The organism is Pseudomonas sp. H9 (assembly GCF_004353925.1).
In the GTDB taxonomy this organism is placed as follows: domain Bacteria; phylum Pseudomonadota; class Gammaproteobacteria; order Pseudomonadales; family Pseudomonadaceae; genus Aquipseudomonas.
The window spans coordinates 135,350-158,360 of sequence record NZ_SMOK01000012.1; the positions used below are offsets into that span (position 1 = coordinate 135,350).

23 protein-coding genes are annotated in these 23,011 nt (G+C 58.3%); 19 read left to right on the forward strand and 4 right to left on the reverse strand.

Going from position 1 to position 23,011, the window contains the following annotated elements; genetic code table 11:
- The first annotated feature begins 18 nt into the window (after nucleotides 1-18).
- From E1573_RS11195 to glmS, 14 genes are all read left to right on the forward strand, one after another.
- Nucleotides 19-810, forward strand: coding sequence for a ParA family protein (locus tag E1573_RS11195; protein WP_133213599.1), 792 nt, complete (start codon nucleotides 19-21; stop codon nucleotides 808-810).
- A gap of 9 nt (nucleotides 811-819) precedes the next feature.
- Nucleotides 820-1,692, forward strand: a complete 873-nt coding sequence (locus E1573_RS11200) for a ParB/RepB/Spo0J family partition protein (RefSeq protein WP_133213601.1) — start codon at nucleotides 820-822, stop codon at nucleotides 1,690-1,692.
- Between the two features lie 149 nt (nucleotides 1,693-1,841).
- Nucleotides 1,842-2,249 (forward strand): F0F1 ATP synthase subunit I, encoded by a 408-nt coding sequence (locus tag E1573_RS11205; protein WP_133213603.1) that lies wholly within the window; start codon nucleotides 1,842-1,844, stop codon nucleotides 2,247-2,249.
- 16 nt (nucleotides 2,250-2,265) lie between these two features.
- On the forward strand, nucleotides 2,266-3,135 hold the full coding sequence (atpB, locus tag E1573_RS11210) for a F0F1 ATP synthase subunit A (RefSeq protein WP_133213605.1): 870 nt from the start codon (nucleotides 2,266-2,268) through the stop codon (nucleotides 3,133-3,135).
- 143 nt (nucleotides 3,136-3,278) lie between these two features.
- The gene (gene atpE, locus E1573_RS11215) at nucleotides 3,279-3,536 is read left to right on the forward strand and encodes a F0F1 ATP synthase subunit C (RefSeq protein WP_003097235.1); all 258 of its coding nucleotides are present in this window, start codon (nucleotides 3,279-3,281) and stop codon (nucleotides 3,534-3,536) included.
- A gap of 57 nt (nucleotides 3,537-3,593) precedes the next feature.
- Nucleotides 3,594-4,064 (forward strand): F0F1 ATP synthase subunit B, encoded by a 471-nt coding sequence (locus E1573_RS11220; protein ID WP_075804305.1) that lies wholly within the window; start codon nucleotides 3,594-3,596, stop codon nucleotides 4,062-4,064.
- A gap of 12 nt (nucleotides 4,065-4,076) precedes the next feature.
- Nucleotides 4,077-4,613, forward strand: coding sequence for a F0F1 ATP synthase subunit delta (locus E1573_RS11225; RefSeq protein WP_038616138.1), 537 nt, complete (start codon nucleotides 4,077-4,079; stop codon nucleotides 4,611-4,613).
- A 21-nt stretch (nucleotides 4,614-4,634) separates the two neighbouring features.
- Nucleotides 4,635-6,179, forward strand: a complete 1,545-nt coding sequence (atpA, locus tag E1573_RS11230; protein ID WP_133213607.1) for a F0F1 ATP synthase subunit alpha — start codon at nucleotides 4,635-4,637, stop codon at nucleotides 6,177-6,179.
- A 50-nt stretch (nucleotides 6,180-6,229) separates the two neighbouring features.
- On the forward strand, nucleotides 6,230-7,090 hold the full coding sequence (gene atpG / locus E1573_RS11235; protein ID WP_028942550.1) for a F0F1 ATP synthase subunit gamma: 861 nt from the start codon (nucleotides 6,230-6,232) through the stop codon (nucleotides 7,088-7,090).
- A 27-nt stretch (nucleotides 7,091-7,117) separates the two neighbouring features.
- The gene (gene atpD / locus E1573_RS11240) at nucleotides 7,118-8,494 is read left to right on the forward strand and encodes a F0F1 ATP synthase subunit beta (RefSeq protein ID WP_128322009.1); all 1,377 of its coding nucleotides are present in this window, start codon (nucleotides 7,118-7,120) and stop codon (nucleotides 8,492-8,494) included.
- Between the two features lie 44 nt (nucleotides 8,495-8,538).
- Nucleotides 8,539-8,958, forward strand: a complete 420-nt coding sequence (locus E1573_RS11245) for a F0F1 ATP synthase subunit epsilon (protein WP_133213609.1) — start codon at nucleotides 8,539-8,541, stop codon at nucleotides 8,956-8,958.
- Between the two features lie 123 nt (nucleotides 8,959-9,081).
- A complete protein-coding gene (gene glmU / locus E1573_RS11250) occupies nucleotides 9,082-10,449 on the forward strand; it encodes a bifunctional UDP-N-acetylglucosamine diphosphorylase/glucosamine-1-phosphate N-acetyltransferase GlmU (RefSeq protein ID WP_133213611.1) in 1,368 nt (455 codons plus the stop codon).
- A 263-nt stretch (nucleotides 10,450-10,712) separates the two neighbouring features.
- The gene (locus E1573_RS11255; protein ID WP_133213613.1) at nucleotides 10,713-11,492 is read left to right on the forward strand and encodes a DeoR/GlpR family DNA-binding transcription regulator; all 780 of its coding nucleotides are present in this window, start codon (nucleotides 10,713-10,715) and stop codon (nucleotides 11,490-11,492) included.
- A complete protein-coding gene (gene glmS / locus E1573_RS11260) occupies nucleotides 11,492-13,327 on the forward strand; it encodes a glutamine--fructose-6-phosphate transaminase (isomerizing) (protein ID WP_133213615.1) in 1,836 nt (611 codons plus the stop codon). The genes E1573_RS11255 and glmS overlap by 1 nt, the downstream gene beginning before the upstream one ends.
- Before the next feature lie 376 nt (nucleotides 13,328-13,703).
- Here glmS and E1573_RS11265 read toward each other — a convergent pair whose 3' ends face one another.
- Together E1573_RS11265 and E1573_RS11270 are read right to left on the reverse strand one after the other, a co-directional pair.
- Entirely contained in the window at nucleotides 13,704-14,360 is a 657-nt protein-coding gene (locus E1573_RS11265) for a hypothetical protein (protein ID WP_133213617.1), read from the reverse strand.
- A 145-nt stretch (nucleotides 14,361-14,505) separates the two neighbouring features.
- Nucleotides 14,506-14,847 (reverse strand): DUF5713 family protein, encoded by a 342-nt coding sequence (locus tag E1573_RS11270; RefSeq protein WP_133213619.1) that lies wholly within the window; start codon nucleotides 14,845-14,847, stop codon nucleotides 14,506-14,508.
- 173 nt (nucleotides 14,848-15,020) lie between these two features.
- On the opposite strand from E1573_RS11270, the gene E1573_RS11275 reads away from it, so the two are divergent.
- The 3 genes from E1573_RS11275 (at nucleotide 15,021) to E1573_RS11285 (ending at nucleotide 19,095) form a co-directional block, all read left to right on the forward strand.
- The gene (locus tag E1573_RS11275; protein ID WP_133213621.1) at nucleotides 15,021-15,719 is read left to right on the forward strand and encodes a response regulator transcription factor; all 699 of its coding nucleotides are present in this window, start codon (nucleotides 15,021-15,023) and stop codon (nucleotides 15,717-15,719) included.
- A complete protein-coding gene (locus E1573_RS11280) occupies nucleotides 15,716-17,053 on the forward strand; it encodes a sensor histidine kinase (RefSeq protein ID WP_133213623.1) in 1,338 nt (445 codons plus the stop codon). Before E1573_RS11275 ends, E1573_RS11280 begins: the two co-directional genes overlap by 4 nt.
- An 86-nt stretch (nucleotides 17,054-17,139) precedes the next feature.
- Nucleotides 17,140-19,095 carry a TonB-dependent receptor domain-containing protein gene (locus E1573_RS11285; RefSeq protein ID WP_133213625.1) on the forward strand — a complete coding sequence of 652 codons (1,956 nt, stop codon included), beginning with the start codon at nucleotides 17,140-17,142 and terminating at the stop codon, nucleotides 19,093-19,095.
- Between the two features lie 120 nt (nucleotides 19,096-19,215).
- Here the strand turns inward: E1573_RS11285 and E1573_RS11290 are convergent, their stop codons facing one another.
- Both E1573_RS11290 and E1573_RS11295 read right to left on the reverse strand, forming a co-directional pair.
- Complete coding sequence (locus tag E1573_RS11290) at nucleotides 19,216-19,902, reverse strand: murein L,D-transpeptidase catalytic domain family protein (protein ID WP_371925156.1); 687 nt, start codon at nucleotides 19,900-19,902, stop codon at nucleotides 19,216-19,218.
- Between the two features lie 150 nt (nucleotides 19,903-20,052).
- Nucleotides 20,053-21,087, reverse strand: coding sequence for a L,D-transpeptidase (locus E1573_RS11295; protein WP_133213628.1), 1,035 nt, complete (start codon nucleotides 21,085-21,087; stop codon nucleotides 20,053-20,055).
- A 217-nt stretch (nucleotides 21,088-21,304) separates the two neighbouring features.
- Here E1573_RS11295 and hcnA point away from each other — a divergent pair, with 217 nt between their 5' ends.
- Nucleotides 21,305-21,619, forward strand: a complete 315-nt coding sequence (gene hcnA, locus E1573_RS11300) for a cyanide-forming glycine dehydrogenase subunit HcnA (RefSeq protein WP_133213630.1) — start codon at nucleotides 21,305-21,307, stop codon at nucleotides 21,617-21,619.
- Nucleotides 21,616-23,010 (forward strand): cyanide-forming glycine dehydrogenase subunit HcnB, encoded by a 1,395-nt coding sequence (hcnB, locus tag E1573_RS11305; protein WP_133213632.1) that lies wholly within the window; start codon nucleotides 21,616-21,618, stop codon nucleotides 23,008-23,010. Before hcnA ends, hcnB begins: the two co-directional genes overlap by 4 nt.
- Nucleotide 23,011: the final 1 nt, after the last annotated feature.

Below are 23,011 nucleotides of genomic sequence, written 5' to 3' on the forward strand. Positions count from 1 at the left end.
TTGGGAACACAAGCAAGAATGGCTAAGGTATTCGCTATCGCGAACCAGAAAGGTGGTGTGGGTAAGACCACCACCTGTATCAACCTCGCAGCATCGCTGGTCGCGACCAAGCGTCGAGTGCTGCTGATCGATCTCGATCCACAGGGCAACGCCACCATGGGTAGCGGTGTGGATAAGCACGTCTTGGAGCATTCGGTTTACGATCTGTTGATCGGCGAATGCGATCTGGCTCAGGCCATGCACGTTTCCGAGCATGGCGGTTACCAGCTGTTGCCGGCCAACCGGGACCTGACGGCCGCCGAGGTCGTGCTGCTGGAAATGCAGATGAAGGAAAGCCGTCTGCGCACGGCACTGGCGCCGATTCGGGAAAGTTACGACTACATCCTGATCGACTGCCCGCCGTCGCTGTCGATGCTGACACTTAACGCACTGGTTGCTGCCGATGGCGTAATCATTCCGATGCAATGTGAATATTTTGCGCTGGAAGGCTTGAGTGACCTTGTGGATAACATCAAGCGTATTGGCGAACGGTTGAATCCACAGTTGAAAGTCGAGGGCCTGCTGCGAACCATGTTTGATCCGCGTCTGAGCCTGATCAACGACGTGTCTGCGCAACTCAAGGAACACTTTGGCGACCAACTGTATGACACGGTGATCCCGCGCAACATCCGCCTGGCCGAGGCACCGAGCTTCGGTATGCCGGCCCTGGCGTACGACAAGCAATCGCGCGGCGCATTGGCGTACCTGGCCCTGGCTGGGGAACTCGTACGCCGTCAGCGCCGTCCATCACGCACTGCACAAACAACTTAAGGAATCCGCATGGCCGTTAAGAAACGGGGTCTCGGACGTGGGTTGGATGCACTGCTCAGTGGTCCTACCGTCAGCGCGCTCGAAGAGCAGGCTGTAAAGGTCGACCAGAAAGAACTGCAACATCTGCCGCTCGACCTGATCGAGCGTGGCAAGTACCAGCCTCGTCGGGATATGGACCCGCAAGCGCTGGAAGAACTGGCTCAGTCGATCAAGAACCAGGGCGTCATGCAGCCGATCGTGGTGCGCCCGATTGGCGAGAACCGCTACGAAATCATTGCCGGTGAGCGTCGCTGGCGTGCCAGCCAGCAGGCCGGTGTCGACACCATCCCGGCCATGGTCCGGGATGTCCCCGACGAAGCGGCCATTGCCATGGCCCTGATCGAGAACATCCAGCGCGAAGACCTCAACCCGGTGGAAGAGGCCATTGCCCTGCAGCGCTTGCAGGTGGAGTTCCAACTGACCCAGCAGCAAGTCGCGGATGCGGTGGGTAAGTCACGGGTCACCGTGGCCAACCTGCTGCGTCTGATTTCGCTGCCGGATGTGATCAAGACCATGCTGGCGCACGGTGATCTGGAAATGGGCCATGCTCGTGCCCTGCTGGGTTTGCCGGAAGAACAGCAGGTCGACGGGGCGCGTCATGTTGTCGCACGTGGTCTGACCGTGCGCCAGACCGAGGCACTGGTTCGCCAGTGGCTCAATGGCAAACCTGAACCGGTCGAACCGGCCAAACCTGATCCGGACATTACCCGCCTTGAACAGCGGCTGGCAGAGCGTTTGGGCTCGGCAGTACAGATACGTCACGGCAACAAAGGTAAAGGTCAGTTAGTTATCCGATATAACTCTTTAGATGAGTTGCAAGGTGTGCTAGCTCACATCCGCTGAAACAATTCGTTTTGTAGCGCGCAGTCGGAAATCACTACCCGGCAGTTGAATAGGGGTTAAACCGCCCCTATACTCTGCGCGCATTTTGTCGGCACAAATTATGCCAATTCATAATTGACTGGCTGGTCGACTTTCGAGGAGCAGTTGTGATGGAAACCCGCACGCCAAACCGCTTGCCTTTCCATCGCTGGGCGGTTTTTCCCGTACTGTTGGCTCAGTGTGTCGTGTTTTTGTTGGCAACTTTGGTGTTGTGGCAGTGGCACGGGGCGGTCAGTGGATATTCAGCACTCTGCGGAGGGTTGATTGCCTGGCTACCCAATGTGTATTTCGCCTGGAAGGCTTTTCGTTATACGGGGGCCAGGGCAGCGCAGGCTATCGTCAAGTCGTTTTACGCTGGCGAAGCAGGCAAATTGATTTTGACGGCAGTGCTGTTTGCACTGACGTTTGCAGGAGTGAAGCCATTGGCGCCGTTAGCAGTCTTCGGTGTCTTTCTGCTGACCCAGTTGGTCAGCTGGTTCGCGCCCCTGCTGATGAATATAAGACTTTCGAGACCTTAGGGCGTTTGAGGCAACCATGGCAGCAGAAACCGCTTCGGGCTATATCCAGCACCACTTGCAGAACCTGACCTTCGGTCAACTACCAGACGGCGGTTGGGGCTTTGCCCATTCCGCAGCAGAAGCCAAAGCAATGGGCTTCTGGGCTTTCCACCTGGATACCCTGGGTTGGTCGGTCGCACTGGGTCTGCTGTTCGTATTCCTGTTCCGCATGGCAGCCAAGAAGGCGACTTCCGGCCAGCCTGGCGGCCTGCAGAACTTCGTTGAAGTGCTGGTTGAGTTCGTTGACGGCAGCGTCAAGGACAGCTTCCACGGTCGCAGCCCGGTGATCGCCCCACTGGCACTGACCATTTTCGTCTGGGTTTTCCTGATGAACGCCATCGACCTGATCCCGGTCGACTGGATTCCTCAGCTGGCCATCCTGATCTCCGGTGATCCGCACATTCCGTTCCGCGCGGTATCGACCACCGACCCGAACGCGACCCTGGCCATGGCCTTCAGCGTGTTCGCCCTGATCATTTTCTACAGCATCAAGGTCAAGGGTATCGGCGGTTTCATCGGCGAACTGACCCTGCACCCATTCGGCAGCAAGAACATCTTCGTTCAGATCCTGCTGATTCCGGTCAACTTCCTGCTTGAATTCGTCACCCTGATCGCCAAGCCAATCTCGCTGGCCCTGCGTCTGTTCGGCAACATGTATGCCGGCGAGCTGGTGTTCATCCTGATCGCTGTGATGTTCGGCAGCGGCCTGCTGTGGCTGAGCGGCCTGGGTGTGGTGCTGCAATGGGCGTGGGCTGTGTTCCACATCCTGATCATCACCCTGCAAGCGTTCATCTTCATGATGCTTACCATCGTCTACCTGTCGATGGCTCACGAAGATAACCATTAAGACCGCCTGGCGTGTCTGATGACCCTTCTGCTCATACAGGGGAGGGTCGAAATCGTCCGCAAGGGCAGCTGTACAAAACGATTTTGTTTTACCGCTTCAAACTAAAAAACCTAACCAATACGACGTAAAAGTCGGGAGGAAAGATGGAAACTGTAGTTGGTCTTACCGCTATCGCTGTTGCTCTGCTGATCGGCCTGGGTGCTCTGGGTACCGCCATTGGTTTCGGCCTGCTGGGCGGCAAGTTCCTGGAAGGCGCTGCTCGCCAGCCAGAGATGGTTCCAATGCTGCAAGTTAAAATGTTCATCGTTGCCGGTCTGCTCGACGCCGTAACCATGATCGGTGTTGGTATCGCTCTGTTCTTCACCTTCGCTAATCCTTTCGTTGGTCAAATCGCCGGCTAATCACTCGAATTTTCGAGTGGTTTGGTGTGATGGACAAAGAACGAGCGAGGTGTTGGCGTGAACATTAATGCAACCCTGATTGGTCAGTCCGTTGCGTTCTTCATTTTTGTGCTGTTCTGCATGAAGTTCGTGTGGCCTCCGGTCATCGCGGCATTGCAAGAACGTCAGAAGAAGATCGCGGATGGTCTGGACGCTGCCAACCGAGCAGCTCGCGACCTGGAGTTGGCCCAAGACAAAGTGGGTCAGCAACTGCGCGAAGCGAAAGCTCAGGCAGCCGAAATCATTGAGCAAGCCAAGAAGCGCGGTGCTCAGATCGTCGAGGAAGCCCGTGATCAGGCCCGCGTCGAAGCTGACCGTGTGAAGGCTCAGGCTCAGGCCGAGATCGAACAGGAAATTAACAGCGTCAAAGACGCGCTGCGCGCCCAAGTGGGTAGCCTGGCCGTTGGCGGTGCTGAAAAGATCCTTGGCGCCACAATCGATCAAAACGCGCATGCGGAGCTGGTTAACAAACTGGCCGCTGAAATTTAAGCGAGGGCGATCATGGCAGAACTGACCACGTTGGCCCGACCTTACGCTAAGGCTGCCTTTGAGCATGCCCAGGCCCATCAGCAACTGGCCAATTGGTCAGCCATGCTCGGCCTGGCTGCTGCGGTGTCGCAAGACGACACCATGCAGCGCCTGCTCAAGGCCCCGCGACTGACGAGCGCAGAAAAGGCCGCCACTTTTGTTGAAGTGTGCGGTGACAAGTTTGATGCACAGGCAAAGAGTTTCATCCAAGTTGCCGCGGAAAACGAACGTCTCCTGCTGTTGCCGGAGATTTCGGCGTTGTTCGAGCTGTACAAAGCCGAACAAGAGAAATCCGTGGACGTGGAAGTCACCAGTGCTTTTGCGTTGAACCAAGAACAGCAAGACAAACTCGCCAAGGTTCTCAGTGCACGGCTCGACCGGGAAGTGCGCCTGCAAGTGTCGGAGGATGCCAGCCTGATCGGTGGCGTCGTAATCCGCGCCGGCGACCTGGTTATCGATGGCTCAGTCCGCGGCAAAATCGCGAAACTGGCCGAAGCATTGAAATCTTGAGTTTGAAGGGGCAGCAGAGCAATGCAGCAACTCAATCCTTCCGAAATTAGTGAAATCATCAAGGGCCGCATCGAGAGTCTCGATGTAGCTTCTCAAGCTCGCAACGAAGGTACTGTCGTCAGCGTTTCTGACGGCATCGTGCGGATTTACGGTCTGGCCGACGTTATGTACGGCGAAATGATCGAATTTCCAGGCGGCGTTTACGGTATGGCCCTCAACCTGGAGCAAGACTCCGTTGGTGCGGTAGTACTGGGCGCTTACGACACCCTCGCTGAAGGCATGAGTGCCAAGTGCACCGGCCGCATCCTCGAAGTTCCAGTTGGTAAGGAACTGCTGGGTCGCGTTGTCGACGCACTGGGTAACCCAATCGACGGCAAAGGCCCGCTGGGCAACACCGAGACCGACGCGGTCGAGAAAGTTGCTCCGGGCGTGATCTGGCGTAAGTCGGTAGACCAGCCTGTACAGACTGGCTACAAATCTGTCGACGCCATGATCCCTGTCGGCCGTGGCCAGCGTGAGCTGATCATCGGTGACCGTCAGATCGGTAAAACCGCTATGGCGATCGACGCCATCATCAACCAGAAAGACTCCGGTATTTTCTGTGTTTATGTTGCTGTCGGCCAAAAGCGTTCCACCGTTGCCAACATCGTTCGCAAGCTGGAAGAAAACGGCGCCCTGGCCAACACCATCGTGGTTGTTGCCAGTGCTTCGGAATCCGCCGCACTGCAATTCCTGGCGCCATACGCCGGTTGCACCATGGGCGAGTTCTTCCGTGACCGCGGTGAAGACGCGCTGATCGTATACGATGACCTGTCGAAACAGGCTGTTGCTTACCGTCAGATCTCCCTGCTGCTGCGCCGTCCACCAGGACGTGAAGCGTACCCAGGTGACGTGTTCTATCTCCACTCCCGTCTGCTGGAGCGTGCATCGCGGGTTTCCGAAGAGTACGTTGAGAAGTTCACCAACGGTGCTGTAACTGGCAAAACCGGTTCCCTGACCGCACTGCCGATCATCGAAACCCAGGCTGGCGACGTTTCCGCGTTCGTTCCGACCAACGTGATTTCCATCACCGACGGTCAGATCTTCCTGGAATCGGCCATGTTCAACTCGGGCATCCGCCCTGCAGTTAACGCCGGTGTTTCGGTATCCCGTGTGGGTGGTGCCGCTCAGACCAAGATCATCAAGAAGCTCTCCGGTGGTATCCGTACCGCTCTGGCTCAGTACCGTGAACTGGCTGCATTCGCCCAGTTCGCTTCTGACCTGGACGAAGCCACCCGTAAGCAACTCGAGCACGGTCAACGTGTTACCGAGCTGATGAAGCAGAAGCAATACGCTCCAATGTCCATCGCGGACATGGCGCTGTCGCTGTATGCCGCTGAGCGTGGGTTCCTGACTGACGTTGAAATCGCCAAAGTCGGCAGCTTCGAACAAGCGCTGATTGCTTACTTCAACCGTGATCACGCCGAACTGATGGCGAAGATCAACGTGAAGGGTGACTTCAACGACGAAATCGACGCTGGCATCAAAGCCGGTATCGAGAAGTTCAAGGCCACCCAAACCTGGTAAGCCGCAGTGGGGGCTTTGCAGCCCCCGCTTGCTAACCTGATAGGTGTTACATGGCAGGCGCAAAAGAGATTCGCAGTAAGATTGCGAGCATCAAAAGCACGCAAAAAATTACCAGCGCCATGGAAAAAGTGGCGGTCAGCAAAATGCGCAAGGCTCAAATGCGCATGGCTGCTAGCCGTCCCTATGCGGAGCGTATCCGCCAGGTAATTGGTCATCTGGCCAACGCCAACCCGGAGTACCGTCACCCGTTCATGATCGACCGCCCAGTAAAGCGCGTTGGTTATGTCGTTGTGAGCAGTGACCGTGGTTTGTGCGGTGGCTTGAACACCAACCTGTTCAAGGCCCTGGTCAAGGACATGGCAGTCAACCGCGAGCAAGGTATCGAGATCGATCTTTGCGTGGTTGGTAGCAAGGGTGCGGCATTTTTCCGCAGCTTCGGCGGCAACGTCGTAGCAGCAATCAGCCACCTGGGCGAAGAGCCGTCGATCAATGATCTGATCGGCAGCGTCAAGGTTATGCTGGATGCTTACCTGGACGGTCGTATCGATCGTCTGTCCGTGGTATCGAACAAGTTCATCAATACCATGACGCAAACGCCAACGGTCGAGCAGTTGATTCCGTTGGTAGCAACCCCGGATCAAGAACTCAAGCACCACTGGGACTACCTCTACGAACCTGACGCCAAAGAGCTGCTGGACGGCCTGATGGTGCGTTACGTGGAGTCGCAGGTCTACCAGGCGGTGGTCGAGAACAACGCAGCTGAACAAGCTGCCCGGATGATCGCGATGAAGAACGCCACCGACAACGCCGGTGATTTGATCAGCGAATTGCAGCTGATCTACAACAAGGCGCGTCAGGCTGCGATCACCCAAGAGATCTCGGAAATCGTCGGCGGCGCTGCCGCGGTTTAACGGTTCAAATATTCAGAGGATCCAGCTATGAGTAGCGGACGTATCGTTCAAATCATCGGCGCCGTCATCGACGTGGAATTTCCACGTGACAGCGTACCGAGTGTCTATAACGCGCTGAAAGTAGTCGGCGCGGAAACCACCCTGGAAGTTCAGCAGCAGCTGGGCGACGGCGTGGTTCGTACCATTGCGATGGGTTCCACCGAAGGCCTGAAACGTGGCCTGGACGTAAACGACACTGGCGCAGCCATCTCGGTACCGGTTGGTAAAGCGACCCTGGGCCGTATCATGGACGTCCTGGGTAACCCAATCGACGAAGCCGGCCCGATCGGTGAAGAAGAGCGTTGGGGTATCCACCGTGACGCGCCTTCCTTCGCTGACCAGGCAGGCGGCAACGACCTGCTGGAAACCGGCATCAAGGTTATCGACCTGGTTTGCCCGTTCGCCAAGGGTGGTAAAGTTGGTCTGTTCGGTGGTGCCGGTGTAGGCAAAACCGTAAACATGATGGAACTGATCCGTAACATCGCCATCGAGCACAGCGGTTATTCCGTGTTCGCCGGCGTGGGTGAGCGTACTCGTGAGGGTAACGACTTCTACCACGAGATGAAGGATTCCAACGTACTGGACAAGGTTGCTCTGGTATACGGCCAAATGAACGAGCCACCAGGAAACCGTCTGCGCGTAGCGCTGACCGGCCTGACCATGGCTGAGAAGTTCCGTGACGAAGGTAACGACGTTCTGCTGTTCGTCGACAACATCTATCGTTACACCCTGGCCGGTACTGAAGTATCCGCACTGCTGGGCCGTATGCCTTCGGCAGTAGGTTACCAGCCGACTCTGGCTGAAGAGATGGGCGTTCTGCAAGAGCGTATCACTTCGACCAAAGAAGGTTCGATCACCTCGATCCAGGCCGTATACGTACCTGCGGACGACCTGACTGACCCGTCGCCAGCGACCACCTTCGCCCACTTGGACGCCACCGTCGTACTGTCCCGTGACATCGCTTCCCTGGGTATCTACCCAGCGGTAGACCCACTGGACTCGACTTCGCGCCAGCTGGACCCGAACGTCATCGGCAACGAACACTACGACACCGCTCGTGGCGTTCAGTACGTGCTGCAGCGTTACAAAGAGCTGAAGGACATCATTGCGATTCTGGGTATGGACGAACTGTCCGAAGCCGACAAGCAACTGGTATCCCGTGCTCGTAAGATCCAGCGCTTCCTGTCCCAGCCGTTCTTCGTGGCAGAAGTCTTCACTGGTTCTCCAGGTAAATACGTTTCCCTGAAAGACACCATTGCTGGCTTCAGCGGCATCCTCAAAGGTGACTACGACCACCTGCCAGAACAAGCGTTCTACATGGTCGGCGGCATCGAAGAAGCGGTCGAGAAAGCCAAGAAACTGTAATCCCGGCGCCCCGAAAGGGGCGCTAATCAGGTTGAGGCAAGCAGATGGCTATGACAGTCCATTGCGATATCGTCAGCGCGGAAGGAGAGATCTTCTCCGGCCTGGTCGAGATGGTAGTTGCGCACGGTAACCTGGGTGATCTTGGTATCGCTCCAGGCCACGCGCCGCTGATCACCAATCTCAAGCCAGGTCCTATCACGCTGACCAAGCAGGGTGGCGCCCAAGAGGTGTTCTACATCTCTGGTGGTTTCCTCGAGGTTCAGCCGAACATGGTCAAGGTGCTTGCCGATACCGTGCAACGTGCTGCTGACCTGGATGAAGCTCAGGCTCAGGAGGCCCTCAAGGCTGCTGAGAATGCCCTGACCCATAAAGGCGCGGAGTTCGACTACGGCGCCGCCGCCGCACGTCTGGCCGAGGCCGCAGCTCAGCTGCGTACCGTCCAGCAAATGCGCAGAGGCAAGTAATCTGGCCCAGGCCGATCACTTCTACTGCGATTGAGTTAAAGGGTAGCCTCGGCTACCCTTTTTCTTTTTCTGCGTTTCATACTCTGGTCACATCACTGGCCTTCTAGGATTGGTAGCCCGTCAATGTCTCTCGATATCGTTATTCTTGCCGCAGGCCAAGGTACCCGCATGCGCTCTGCGCTGCCCAAGGTACTGCATCCGGTTGCTGGCGACTCCATGCTTGGCCATGTTATCCACAGCGCCCGTCAGCTTCAGCCACAGGGTATTCACGTGGTCATCGGGCACGGTGCCGAGCTGGTACGTGAGCGTTTGGCGTCTGATGATCTGAACTTTGTCATGCAAGACAAGCAACTGGGTACCGGCCATGCCGTGGCCCAGGCATTGCCGGCTCTGGGTGCAGAGACTGTGCTGATCCTCTACGGTGATGTACCACTTATTGAAGTCGATACCCTCAAGCGCTTGTTGGCCAAGGTGACTCCGACGCAGCTTGGTCTGCTGACCGTTACCCTGGACGACCCGACCGGCTACGGCCGCATCGTCCGTGACGCTCAGGGCCAGGTGGCGGCAATCGTTGAACACAAGGATGCCACCGACGCGCAGAAAGCGATCAAAGAAGGCAACACCGGCATTCTCGCGGTACCGGGTGCCCGACTGGCCGAATGGCTGGGCCGTTTGTCGAACAACAATGCTCAGGGCGAGTACTACCTGACCGACGTCATCGCCATGGCAGTATCCGACGGCCTGGTGGTCGCCACCGAGCAGCCGCACGACCCAATGGAAGTGCAGGGCGCCAATGACCGTCGTCAGTTGTCTGAGCTTGAGCGTCACTACCAGCTGCGCGAAGCGCGTCGTTTGATGGCTCAGGGCGTTACCCTGCGTGATCCGGCACGCTTCGACGTGCGCGGTGAAGTGACCGTTGGTCGCGACGTGCTCATTGATATCAACGTAATTCTCGAAGGCCGTGTGGTCATTGAAGACGACGTGGTCATCGGCCCGAACTGCGTCATCAAGAACACCACCCTGCGCAAGGGGGCTGTGGTCAAAGCCAACAGCCACCTCGAAGGCGCGATCATGGGCGAGGGCAGCGATGCCGGCCCGTTTGCCCGCCTGCGCCCGGGCAGCGTGCTGGAAGCACGTGCCCATGTGGGTAACTTTGTTGAACTGAAGAACGCCCATCTGGGTGAAGGCGCCAAGGCTGGTCACCTGGCCTACCTGGGCGACGCCGAGATCGGCGCACGCACCAACATTGGTGCCGGTACCATCACCTGCAACTACGATGGCGCAAACAAGTTCAAGACCACCCTGGGCGAAGACGTGTTCATCGGTTCGAATAATTCGCTGGTAGCGCCTGTGGATATCCTTGATGGTGCGACCACAGCGGCGGGTTCAACCATCACCCAAACCGTCGAAGCCGGCCAGCTGGCGGTTGGTCGTGCACGCCAGCGCAATATTGATGGCTGGAAGCGTCCAGAGAAGATCAAAAAAAGCTGAGTTATACACAGCTGACAAAAAGGGCCGACTGGATTGTGCATAAGTCGGCCTTTTTCATGCCTGTGGACAAAACTCCTCTGTAGGAGCGGGCTTGCCCCGCGAGGCGATGTAACAGATGGTCAGCTATCGCGGGGCAAGCCCGCTCCCACTCTGGCCTGTGGATAACACACCCCATCGGAAATTTTCTCCTGTCCCCTTGACGCTCCGGGTGCTTTAGGTTTTGATTGCAACCACTAACTTTCGAATCGAAACTTAAAGACGCCATGTCGAAACGTAACACGCCACAACGCCGTCACAACATCCTTGCCCTGCTCACTGAACAGGGAGAGGTGAGCGTCGATGCGCTAGCCAAACGTTTCGAAACATCTGAAGTGACCATTCGCAAGGATCTCGCAGCCCTGGAAGCCAATGGCTTGCTACTGCGTCGCTACGGCGGGGCGGTCACCATGCCTCAGGAACTGATCGCCGATCAGGGCCAACCGATCTCGCTATATAAGCAGGCAATCGCCAAGGCAGCAGTCGAACGCATCCGTGAGCATGCGCGCATCATTATCGACAGTGGCAGCACCACCGCCTCGATGATTCCAGAGCTTGGCCACCAGCCGGGTTTGGTCGTGATGACCAACTCACTGAATGTTGCCCGGGCCCTGAGCGAGCTGGAGCACGAACCTGTGCTGCTGATGACCGGCGGCACCTGGGATCCGCATTCCGAATCGTTCCAGGGGCAGGTCGCTGAGCAGGTATTGCGCTCTTATGACTTCGACCAGTTGTTTATCGGTGCCGATGGCATCGACTTGGCGCGGGGCACCACCACCTTCAATGAATTGCTGGGCCTGAGCCGGGTCATGGCTGAAGTGGCCCGCGAAGTGATCGTGATGGTCGAGTCCGACAAAGTCGGGCGCAAGATCCCCAACCTCGAACTGCCCTGGGGCAGCGTCAACACCCTGATTACCGATGAGCGCTTGCCCAGCGAGGCGCGCGAACAAATTGAAGCCCGCGGCGTCCATGTGATTTGTGCCGCACTCTCCAAGGAGCATAACTAATGTGTGGAATCGTAGGCGCCGTCGCCGAGCGTAATATCACCTCCATCCTCATCGAAGGCCTCAAGCGCCTGGAATACCGTGGTTATGACAGTGCCGGCCTGGCGGTTTACACCCAGCAAGGCACCCTGGAGCGCCGCCGTCGTATTGGTAAGGTGAGCGAACTGCAAGCGGCTGTGGACGCCGATCCGCTGGCAGGCCAGCTGGGTATTGCCCATACCCGTTGGGCTACCCACGGTGCCCCAACCGAACACAATGCACACCCGCATTTCTCTGGCCAAGAACTGGCTGTGGTGCACAACGGCATCATCGAGAACCACGAAGAACTGCGTGAAAAGCTCAAGGGCCTGGGCTACGTGTTCAGCTCTGAGACGGACACTGAAGTTATCGTTCACTTGCTGCATTACACGTTGAAAACCGTTCCTGATCTGGCCGACGCCCTCAAGGCCGCGGTCAAGCAACTGCACGGCGCCTACGGCTTGGCCGTGATCAGCGTGCATCAGCCTGACCGCCTGTTGGCTGCCCGCAGCGGTAGCCCGCTGGTGATTGGCCTGGGTCATGGCGAGAACTTCCTGGCGTCCGACCAGTTGGCCCTGCGTCAGGTGACCGACCGCTTCATGTACCTGGAGGAGGGCGACATCGCCGAAATCCGCCGCACCCAAGTCACCATCTGGGATCAGGCTGGTCAGCAGGTGCAGCGTGAAACAGTGCAGTATCACGAAGGCGCCGAAGCGGCGGACAAGGGCACCTATCGCCACTTCATGCTCAAAGAAATTCATGAGCAACCTACCGTGGTGCAGCGCACCCTTGAAGGGCGTCTGGGCAAGGATCACGTCATGGTCCAGGCCTTCGGCCCACAGGCTGCCGAGCTGTTCGCCAAAGTTCGTAATGTACAGATCGTCGCCTGTGGTACCAGCTATCACGCTGGTATGGTTGCGCGTTACTGGCTCGAAGAACTGGCGGGCATCCCGTGCCAGGTAGAAGTGGCCAGTGAGTTCCGCTACCGCAAAGTCGTGGTGCAGCCGGACACCTTGTTTGTATCGATTTCTCAGTCCGGCGAAACGGCCGATACCCTGGCCGCATTGCGCAATGCCAAGGAGCTGGGCTTCCTCGGTAGCCTGGCCATCTGCAACGTTGGTATCAGCTCGCTGGTGCGTGAATCGGACCTGACCCTGCTGACCCAGGCCGGCCCAGAAATCGGTGTGGCCTCGACCAAGGCGTTCACTACCCAGTTGGTCTCGCTGATGTTGCTGACCCTGTCCCTGGGCCAGGTACGCGGCACCTTGAAGGCGGGTGTTGAAGCCGAACTGGTCGAAGAACTGCGCCGCCTGCCAACCCGCCTGGGCGAAGCCCTGGCCATGGACGCCACTGTCGAGAAAACCGCCGAGCTGTTCGCCGACAAGCACCACACCCTGTTCCTGGGCCGTGGCGCACAGTTCCCGGTGGCTATGGAAGGTGCCCTGAAGCTCAAGGAAATCTCCTATATCCACGCCGAAGCTTATCCGGCTGGTGAGCTCAAGCATGGTCCGTTGGCTTTGGTGGATAACGACATGCCAGTGGTGACGGTGGCGCCGAACAACGAACTGCTGGAGAAGCTCAAGTCCAACCTGCAGGAAGTGCGAGCCCGCGGCGGTCAATTGATTGTGTTCGCCGACCAGGCTGCCGGTATGAGCAATGGCGAAGGCACTCACGTGATTGCTGTGCCGCACATCATTGATGCCCTGGCGCCGATCCTTTACACCATTCCGCTGCAGCTGCTGTCGTACTACGTGGCCGTGCTCAAGGGTACCGACGTTGACCAGCCGCGTAACTTGGCGAAGTCGGTGACCGTCGAGTAACGGTTACTGCAGTTGGCATCAGTGGTGGTTTTAGAGAATTAAAACTGTCGGAAGCGGCCGGGGATCGATTTCTCGGTTCGCCTTCCGTTCAGAGACTTCTCGCAAAATCAAGCGCTCTGGAGGCGGATGGTCAAGGAGGTTGTTCTCCCTGGCAGTGATGCTTCGCTCGTTAACTGCGGACTGGGCTCGTCCGCTAATGAGCATCGTGGATGCCGCTTTCATCAAGCAATTTCGGCAACGTCAAACGCATTGAGTCTGACTCTTGCCGAGATGAGCGTTCAGGAGCCCGTCGGGGCTAGCTAAGCCCGACGACGTAGTGGGTGGATGAGCATGCATCAGGCGAACAATCTCGCCTAAAAAGGTCGCCTGTGTGGAGTCAAACGCTACGATTTTTAGGAATGTCCAAGATTTCCCGCCCGAGGATCATCTTCTGCCCTTTAGGACAGTTCGTGTTCGTTGCCTTGCAATGAATCTGAAATTTCGCTCGGCCGGCATATCCGTCATTCACTATCTCAATTCGCAGCGTCTCTTTTTCACCGGCCTTAATCGTCGCATGCGCGGCGGTTGTATTCACTTTGAGCGGGTGTTCAAGATCATGAAGCACCAGTACTCCTTCATAGTGAACGGCTACATCAACGGGGACCTCACCTACGTTTCTAATTTCGAGCTCTGTTAGGTGTCCACCATGATTCCACGCCCCCAGCCGGCAATCATATTTCAGTGAAAATGTATATTTCGTATCATGGCTTTTTATGGTTTGGGCAAGCGCTCTAGTTGAGTTCGACGCAGACTTCTTTGACGATCGGAAAGCCATAAAAGCGATCAAAGCGAGTACAACGGGTACGTAGGGAAGATAACTTTCTAGGCTCATATTGCGGTCTCGATGAGCATATGCATGGAAAATTTTACCCTCACCAAAAGGGCGATTAAGGATACCAGCCGACTTTTTGTGGGGTGTACAGAATTGTTCTATATCAAGATTTATCTCGCCGTAGCCGCTGAAGCAAGATTGCCCCCGCTTGCTGCGTTTCACTGATCTAGGCTCTTGTTACGTGATGGCGATAGTCTGGTTGCGCGGTGTTTACGCCGCGCACTCCAAATCTGCCGTACGTACCAAGGCTAAATTAGTAACCTACTTTTCAACGGTACTGCTCGACCACGAACAGTTCCTGGAACAGCTACCAATTGCGCGGAGCAATCAGCTCTTCGAAGTCAGCATCTGAAAATCCATAGGCGCGCGCGATACGTGCAAAGTCATCGGCAATGGCTTCACGACCGGTCGTTTCAATTTCGCTGCCATGTTCTTCGAACGCTTGTTCCAAGGCGTTGATCTGCTCAGTGGCGGCATGACTCAATTCGTAGAGCGCACTTAGATTGGCAGGTTTGCGCTGTTCAATCTCATGACAAAGCGCCACCAGCACATCCTCGCACTGCTTGACGACGGCATCGGGAAAATAACTGTCCGCATACATCTCTCTGAGGAAGGTGTGATTTGCCATGCGTTCATTGCTTAGTTTCATACATGTTCCTTATGTGTGGCTGTTGGAATCGATGGCGGAGCCCGGAGGACCCGCGGGAATATAGCGGGAAACGGGCGGTCGATCAGCAGCGTCGGACATCTAGGGCTGGCGAATTTCTTCAATCTACTTGAGAATTGTTATCTTTTGCGCTTCAGATCGAAGGAATCGATAGCATGACCACCAGCCTGGCCCGCGTCCTCATCATCGAAGACGACTTCACCCTGAGTCGCCAGCTCGCCGAGCTGTTACGTGGGCAAGGCTATTCCATTTGCGTCAGCCAGCGCGGTGAGGAGGGGCTGGAGCTGGCGATCGCCGAGCAGCCGGACCTCGTCCTGCTGGACGTGATGTTGCCGGATACCAGCGGTTTCTCCGTGCTGCGACGCCTGCGCGAACAGCAGCAGACGCCGGTGATCATGCTCACTGCCTGCGGGGCTGAGGAGGAGCGCATTCGTGGCCTGCGTCACGGTGCTGATGACTACCTGTCGAAACCTTTCAATCTCACCGAGCTGCAACTGCGTATTGACGCCGTACTACGGCGCAGCCGCCCCCAGGAAGCCGCGCGTGCCCAGCAGCCGCAGCAGTTGCAGGTGGACGCACTGCATCTCGACCGCCATGCCCAGCAGGCACGCGTCGGCGAGCGCGATTTGGCCCTGACGCCCCTCCAGTTCCGGTTGCTTTGGATGATGGTGGCCAATCGCGGCGAGGCTCTGAGCAAGCCCTATCTCTACCGCTTGGTGCTGGAACGCGAATACAGTAGTTACGACCGCAGCCTGGACATGCATGTCAGCCGGATTCGCCGGCGATTGGTGGACGCCGGGCTGGGCGCCGATCGCCTGCAGACCCTGCACGGGCGGGGCTACGTCTTCCCATGAACCGTCGCCTGTTCTGGAAACTCGCCATCGTGCTGGCGGTGGGCGGAGTCGCGCTGATCTGGGTGATCGCCCGCCTGGCCTGGCAGACCGAAGAAAGCATGAGTTTCATCGACCCCGAACATCAACAGACCCTGCGCCACTATGGCGCCCAGGCAGAGGCGTTGTACCGCGCCGACGACCGCGAGGCGCTGGGCCAGTGGCTGCGGACCCTGCAGGAGCAGGAGCAAACCTGGGCGGCGATAGTGGAGTCGCAGGTGCGGCCGCTGGCGGGCAGCGAGTTGTCGCGGCGTTTCGTGGATACCTTCAGCCTTGGCCGTGATGTTTCCTGGAAGATCCACCTGTACTTCCCGGAAAACCCCATCATGGACCTGCCGTTCGCCGACGGCCGCACCCACCTGCTGATTGTCCTGCCGCAGCGCATGCGGCCCGGCCTGTACTGGCACTACGCGCACCTGGGGCTGCAGTTGGGCGTGCCGCTGGTGGTGCTGCTGATTGTCAGCCTGGTGCTCTACCGCCATCTGATGCAGCCCTTGCGTCGCTTGGAGCAGGCGACCCGCCAGTTCAGCGAGGGGCGCTATGAGGTGCGGGTGCGTTCACTGCTCGGCTCGCGCAACGATGAACTGGCCAGCCTGGCCGACACCTTCGACGCCATGGCAGAACGCACCGGCCAACTGATCATCGACCAACGCCAACGCCTGGCGGACATGTCTCACGAACTGCGTACGCCGCTGACGCGTATTGAAATGGCAGTGAGCCTGGCCGAGCAGGAGGGCACGCGTGGCCCGTTGCTCGACCGAATCCGCGACGACTGTGACGATATGCGCCGGTTGGTGGAGGATGCCCTGACCCTGAGTTGGCTGGAAAACGAACGACCGCAGCTTCGCGATGAAGCCCTGGATCTGACGGAACTGCTCGACAGCATCCTCGACGATGCTCGCTTCGAGTACCCCGACCGGGAGATAGACATCGAACTGCCGGGAGAAGCGCGGCTAACGGGCAGCAGCCATCGCGCCCTGGGCCAAGCCATCGAGAACGTCGTGCGCAATGCACTGGACCACACGCCACCGGGCGGGCGGGTGCGGGTCAGCCTTGACACTGCGGGAGCGGACTACCGCTTGCAGGTGAGCGACCAGGGGCCGGGCGTGCCGGAGGAATGGCTGGAGCGTATTTTCCAGCCGTTTTTCCGTGCCCCGGGCGAGCGCAAGGGGTTCGGCCTCGGCCTGGCCCTGGCCCAGCGCCAGATGCATGCCACCGGCGGTTGTATCCGTGCCCGTAATCAGGCGAATGGGGGGCTGCTCATGGAACTTGTGCTGCCGCGTCAGCCAGGTTCGTAACAGTTGTAAAAATCATTTCGCGTTCGAGCGGGGCAGATGAAAATTTGCAAATGCGAAGTATTTTCATTTTACCCCGAGGTACCACCATGCTCCGTTGTCCCCATCCTCTTTCCCTGCTCGGCGCCATGACCTTCGGCGGCTTTCTGGTTGGCTCAGCCCAGGCAGAAACCGCTAACAAACCGCTGGAGCTGGCGGTCAGCGAGGTGTCTGCGGACAGCTTGAAACGCACCGAGCATATCGAGGTGCCGCAACTGGAGAAGCTCCAGGCCAATGACCTGGAGGATGTCTTCGAGTCCAGCCCCGAGATCAACGTCAGCGGTGGTCCCGGTATTGCCCAGAAGCTCTATATGCGTGGCTTGGAAGATACTCAGCTGAACATCACCATCGATGGCGCTACCCAGACGGGGCAAACCTTCCACCACACTGGCCGCATCGGCATCGAGCCTGAGCTGCTCAAGCGCGTCGATACCCAGGCCGGCACCGGTGATGCCACGGCGGGGGCCGGAGCCTTGGGCGGTGCCATCCGCTTTATCACCAAAGATCCGGACGATTTGCTGCGCGAGGGCGAAGATTTCGGCGCCCTGGTCAAGAGCGGCTACTTCAGTAATGGCGAAGGATACAAGGCCAGCACCAGCCTGTTCGGCCGGTTCAGCCCGGACTGGTCGGCCCTGGCCGTGGCCAGTTACCAGGACCAGAACGACTACGAGGACGGCAACAACGACGACGTCCTGGGTACCGCAGCCCGGCAGAAACTCGGATTCGCCAAACTGGTAGGCAAGCTGACCGAGGAGCAGACCCTGCGCCTGTCCTACGAAAAGCGTACCGACGAAGGTGAACGCAGCCAGCGCCCGCAGTGGATTCCCAGCAACTTCAATCGCCTCTTCCCAATGAAGAGCGAGCGCGAGACCTGGACCCTGAACTATGGTTTCCAGCCTGTGGATAACGAGCTGGTAGACCTGGAACTGACCACGTTCCACACCGAGAACGAACTGCAACAGGACGGGCGCTTCGGCCTCTACTTCGGCAACACCCGCAGCACCGGCATGGACCTGCGCAACACCAGCCACCTCGGCGCGCATACGCTGACCTATGGTGTGGACTATCGCGAAGATCGTGGCACCCTCGGCCCAGCGGGCAATCGTGAGCTGGATGACGAAGACGGCAGCGTCACCGGCCTCTACCTGCAAGACAGCTATCAAGTCACCTCGCGCCTGCTGTTGGGCGCGGGTTTGCGCTACGACCTCTACGAGCTCGACGACCGCGACGGTCAGAACTTCCGCGATGACGGCGTCAGCCCCAACCTCAGCCTGCGCTACGACCTGACCCCGGAACTGGCGTTGTTCGCCGGCCACTCCCGCGCTCTGCGCGGTATGCAGGTGCGTGATGCGTTCAAGCTGGACACCGCGCGCAACGCCAGCGACCTGGAGCCGGAAAAGGCCCAGACCACAGAGGCAGGTTTCGACTACCGCCACCAAGGCTGGGAGTTCTCCGCCAAGGCGTATGTCACCCGCATCGAGGACGCCATTGCCGACGACGTGCCAAAACCGGCCGTGTACGAGAATATTGGCGACCTGAAGAGCAAGGGCGTGATCCTCCAGACCGCTTATCACTGGCAGAAGCTGAGCATCGGCATGGGCTATCACCACAATGATGCCCGCATCGATGGCGAGCGCCTCAACGACTACGAACATAATGGCCTGGGCACCAGCTTTGGCGATACCTGGACCCCCTTCGCCGACTACCGCGCAACCGAGAATCTGACCCTGGGCTGGCAAGGACGCTTCGTCGAGGCCATCGATAACCTTCATACCAGTGTCGGTACTGTGGATAAGCCCGGCTATGGCGTGCATGACGTCTATGCCGAGTGGCAGGCCGTGCCCGAGCGGCTGACCTTCAACCTCACGCTGAAGAACCTCTTCGACAAGCAGTACCTGGACCAGGCGAGCAACGAAGACTTCGAACACATCTTGGGCTACGAGGGTATTCGCGGCGCCTATGATCCGGGTCGGGAACTGCGCCTGGGCGTGGCGTTGCGAATCTGACGACGGCGAATTTCAGAGCCTATGAAACGCCGCCCCTGAACATCAAGTAGGCTGGCCTGCCTTGACCAATGCCAAGGCAGGCCTGGGCCGACTCCATGCCCGTTTCGTCGAGATCCTTGACTACTTGCTGGCCAGTGCCTGATTACCCAACGGGCAGCTCTGGGCGCTGAGAAAACGCGATTTCTTCAACCAGTCTTGCTGGGGGTAGTAAGCAAAGACATAGCTACCGCGTTTCAGTGTATCGATCAGCTTGCCGGCAATTGCCGGGCGTACGGCAGGGCAGCCCTGACTGCGGCCGAGGCGGCCCAGGCCGGGCACTACTTTGGGGTCGGCGTAGGCAGCAGCATGCATGACAATTGCACGCGACATGCTGTTGTCATTGAACCCTGGCTCTAGCCCCTCCAAGCGTAACGATCGGCCATGTTTGCCACTGTAGGTCTGACCGGTCTGATACAGGCCGATGGAAGACTTAAAGCTATTCGGGGTGTTGGAGAACGCGGTCGGTACGTCGGCGCCGCTGTTCTTGCCGTGGGCAACCCACTCTTCGAACAACAGTTTCCTGGCGTTCAGGTCGAATACCCACAAACGCTTGTCGCGCGAGGCCTTGGAGTAATCGATCACGGTCAGCAACTTGTTCGCGTTACTGTGGCTGGCGCACTCATAGGCGGTGAGTGCCAGTCCCAGGGTCGAGAGGCTGGCGGACGGCGCCAGTCGTTGGAGTTCGGCGGCGGTGGGCAGGGTTTGCGCCTCGGCAGTGTGCCAGGCACTCAGGAAAAACAGGCCAAAACCGGCCGCTGAGAGCCGCATGGCCTTCGTCAAATTCTCAAACATCAAGTCGGGATATCCTGATAAACAGCTGCTTGCGGCCCCAACGTTCAGGGCAAACCCAATGTGAGCAAAATCAGCTGGATTATGGCCAAAAGCCGCTACTTTGCTTGATTTTCACTCCATTGCCGATCATTTATTGACCAACGGTTTAGTTGGTTCGCTGTCTTCGGTGCTGATCACCGTGAAATTTCCACTGCTGCGGGTCTCGCGGGTAGAGGCCCAATCGGTGATAACCAACATCGTGCCGATGTCCATCGCAGTGCGTAGATGACGGCGGAACTCCGGGTTGATGTCCAGTTGGCCCAGCTGTGCATACGGCGTGTCACCGTATTCCGGGTTGCTCAGCCCGACCACGGACCAACGCAAAGGAATTGCGGAGTCGAGTGCGTCGGCTGGCGGTTTTTGCAGCAAGGAATACACGGCCATGCCGCTACGGCGCTGGCTGTTGCTCAGTGTCAGTGCTGGCGCCGAGCCGACCAGTTTGCCACCGCGATATGCATAGGCGCGTCGGTCGGCACGGCTGATCAGAATCGACAAGGGTCCCGCCGCCGGATCCGGATCGTTCCAGAATTGCTGTTCGTTCAACACCAGAGGGCCTTGGGCTTTACCCTCACTGACAGTAGGTGCCAATACACCCGGATGGTAGACCTCCACTGGCGCACTGTGGGTGTCGGAGACAATCACTGTGGTTGAGCTGAAACCGGTGATTTCATATAGCTTCTTGGCGAAATCCATGGGCAGGCGCACGCAGCCGTGCGAGGCCGGGTAACCAGGCAGGTGGCCCGCGTGCAGGGCAATGCCGTCCCACGTCAGCCGCTCCATGTAGGGCATCGGCGCGCTGTTGTAGAGGCTGGATTTATGCTCGACTTTTTTCTGCAGGATGCTGAACACCCCTGTAGGGGTTTCCCGACCTTCCTTGCCGGTACTCACGGTGCTGACGCCAATGGCGATGCCATTACGATAGACATAGGCACGCTGCTCAGTGAGGCTGACCACCACGGTGACCGGCCCCACCGGCGAGACTTGCGGGTACCAGAGGAACTGGCCTGGCTTGAGGTGCTCAAGTTGTGCCTTGAGTTCGGCTGGGGTGGGCACATGCAACGGCGCCGCTTCGAGCCAGGCGCAAGTGAGCAGCAGACTCAGCGTGAGTGGTAGATGGGTCATCGAATCGATCCTGATTTGAGCCTGACGCCAGCTTAGTCGGAGCCTTCACTTTTGAGCAAATACAGGTCCGTATGTTGGCGATTTGCGCTCGTAACGTGCCACCGTCTTACCGTGGCACGGCAGGAGGACTGGTTCATTGGTCCAAATCAATGAACCGATTGCGACGTTGCCCTAGTGTCAGGGATTCCAATCTCCCTTTTCACGGATGAAAAGCACTATGCAAACACTGGATCGAAAACTCGACATCCAGCCCCTGTCGCGGGCGGATATGACCATTCAACTTAACGGCCAACCGGTCAGCGTCGCCAACGGCGAGACGGTGCTCAGCGTGCTCAATGCTGTGGGCCTGCGCCAGGTGGCGCGCAACGATCATGCGCAGCTGTCAGGTGCTTTTTGTGGCATGGGTGTTTGCCATTGCTGCCTGGTTTCCATCAATGGCCGACCCAAGCGTCGCGCCTGCCAAACCGTGGTTCAGCCCGGCATGCAGGTTGAAACCCTGAGCAACCGTTTCGACGGTCAGGAGGCGCCATGAGCTTGCGTCCTGTCATTGTCGGTGGTGGCTCGGCTGGTATGGCCGCGGCGATTGAGTTGGCCCGCCATGGTGAGCCCTGCGTGGTGTTCGATGAAGCGTCGCGTCCTGGTGGGGTGGTGTATCGCGGCCCCCTGCGTGGAGGGGTCGATCTGGGCTACCTCGGGGCGCGCTACAGCAAGGCTCTGAGTGCGCTGCACAAGGAGTTCGCCGACTGCGCCGAGCGTATCGACCTACGCTTGAACACCCGTGTAGTAGGGGGGGACAAACAGCGTCTGATGGTGCTTGATGGCGACGAGTACCTCCAGGAAATCGACTATTCACATCTGCTGCTTTCAGCCGGTTGCCATGAGCGTAACGTGCCATTTCCTGGATGGACGCTGCCCGGCGTACAGCTACTCGGCGGTTTGCAACTGCAGGTTAAAAGCGGTGTGGTCAAACCGTTGGGCGGCACGGTGATAGCCGGCACCGGGCCGTTGTTGCCGTTGGTGGCCTGCCAGCTACACGCGGCGGGGGCCAAGGTGGTAGGGGTGTATGAAGCCTGTGCGTTCGGCAAGATCGCCAAGGAAAGCCTGGCGCTGTTGAACAAACCGCAACTGTTCCTCAATGGCTTGAGCATGCTTGGTTACATGAAGCTCAACGGCATTCCGATGTATTACGGCTGGGGAGTGGTTGAGGCCAGAGGTGAAGGCGAGCTCACTGAGGTGATCCTGGCACCTTACGATGCCCGTTGGCAGCCCGACTACAGCCGCGCCCAGCGCGAGCCCGCGCAAACGCTGGCCTTGGGCTACGGGTTTATTCCGCGTACCCAGCTCAGTCAGCAGTTGGGGCTGGATCACGGTTTTCATGACGACGGTTATCTGCGAGCGCAGTGCAATGTCTGGCAGCAAAGCAGTCAGCCACACATCCACCTGGCCGGCGATATGGGGGGGATCCGAGGTGGAGAAGCGGCCATGCTGACCGGGCGAATTGCCGCGGTGTCGATCCTGCTGCAACGCGAAGTGCTCAAGGCCGAGCAGGCGATTGAGTTGCGTGAGCAGTACCTGGGCCAGTTGGCTGCAATCAAGCGCTTTCGGGCCGGTGTTGAACGCTATACCACGCGTGGCACTCGGCAGCTCGAACTGCCTCGGGCAGACACGGTGGTCTGTCGCTGTGAGCATGTGACCCGAGGTGATATTGATCTGGCCCTGGAGCAGGGCGTCGAAGACATGGCTGCACTGAAGATGCGCACGCGGGTGAGCATGGGGGACTGTCAGGGACGCATGTGTGTGGGGTATTGCAGTGACCGCTTGCGTGAAGCCACTGGCCGCCTTGATGTCGGTTGGTTGCGCCCGCGCTTTCCGGTCGATCCAGTGCCATTTTCTGCCTTCCAGCAACCTGGTGCGGAGGCCTGAG

Excerpts from the sequence above, each read along its gene's own strand:
- E1573_RS11195 (WP_133213599.1), top strand. The coding sequence starts at position 19 with ATGGCTAAGGTATTCGCTATCGCGAACCAGAAAGGTGGTGTGGGTAAG.
- E1573_RS11200 (WP_133213601.1), top strand. The coding sequence starts at position 820 with ATGGCCGTTAAGAAACGGGGTCTCGGACGTGGGTTGGATGCACTGCTC.
- E1573_RS11205 (WP_133213603.1), top strand. The coding sequence starts at position 1,842 with ATGGAAACCCGCACGCCAAACCGCTTGCCTTTCCATCGCTGGGCGGTT.
- atpB (WP_133213605.1), top strand. The coding sequence starts at position 2,266 with ATGGCAGCAGAAACCGCTTCGGGCTATATCCAGCACCACTTGCAGAAC.
- atpE (WP_003097235.1), top strand. The coding sequence starts at position 3,279 with ATGGAAACTGTAGTTGGTCTTACCGCTATCGCTGTTGCTCTGCTGATC.
- E1573_RS11225 (WP_038616138.1), top strand. The coding sequence starts at position 4,077 with ATGGCAGAACTGACCACGTTGGCCCGACCTTACGCTAAGGCTGCCTTT.
- atpA (WP_133213607.1), top strand. The coding sequence starts at position 4,635 with ATGCAGCAACTCAATCCTTCCGAAATTAGTGAAATCATCAAGGGCCGC.
- atpG (WP_028942550.1), top strand. The coding sequence starts at position 6,230 with ATGGCAGGCGCAAAAGAGATTCGCAGTAAGATTGCGAGCATCAAAAGC.
- atpD (WP_128322009.1), top strand. The coding sequence starts at position 7,118 with ATGAGTAGCGGACGTATCGTTCAAATCATCGGCGCCGTCATCGACGTG.
- E1573_RS11245 (WP_133213609.1), top strand. The coding sequence starts at position 8,539 with ATGGCTATGACAGTCCATTGCGATATCGTCAGCGCGGAAGGAGAGATC.
- glmU (WP_133213611.1), top strand. The coding sequence starts at position 9,082 with ATGTCTCTCGATATCGTTATTCTTGCCGCAGGCCAAGGTACCCGCATG.
- E1573_RS11255 (WP_133213613.1), top strand. The coding sequence starts at position 10,713 with ATGTCGAAACGTAACACGCCACAACGCCGTCACAACATCCTTGCCCTG.
- glmS (WP_133213615.1), top strand. The coding sequence starts at position 11,492 with ATGTGTGGAATCGTAGGCGCCGTCGCCGAGCGTAATATCACCTCCATC.
- E1573_RS11270 (WP_133213619.1), bottom strand. The coding sequence starts at position 14,847 with ATGAAACTAAGCAATGAACGCATGGCAAATCACACCTTCCTCAGAGAG.
- E1573_RS11275 (WP_133213621.1), top strand. The coding sequence starts at position 15,021 with ATGACCACCAGCCTGGCCCGCGTCCTCATCATCGAAGACGACTTCACC.
- E1573_RS11280 (WP_133213623.1), top strand. The coding sequence starts at position 15,716 with ATGAACCGTCGCCTGTTCTGGAAACTCGCCATCGTGCTGGCGGTGGGC.
- E1573_RS11285 (WP_133213625.1), top strand. The coding sequence starts at position 17,140 with ATGCTCCGTTGTCCCCATCCTCTTTCCCTGCTCGGCGCCATGACCTTC.
- E1573_RS11290 (WP_371925156.1), bottom strand. The coding sequence starts at position 19,902 with ATGCGGCTCTCAGCGGCCGGTTTTGGCCTGTTTTTCCTGAGTGCCTGG.
- E1573_RS11295 (WP_133213628.1), bottom strand. The coding sequence starts at position 21,087 with ATGACCCATCTACCACTCACGCTGAGTCTGCTGCTCACTTGCGCCTGG.
- hcnA (WP_133213630.1), top strand. The coding sequence starts at position 21,305 with ATGCAAACACTGGATCGAAAACTCGACATCCAGCCCCTGTCGCGGGCG.
- hcnB (WP_133213632.1), top strand. The coding sequence starts at position 21,616 with ATGAGCTTGCGTCCTGTCATTGTCGGTGGTGGCTCGGCTGGTATGGCC.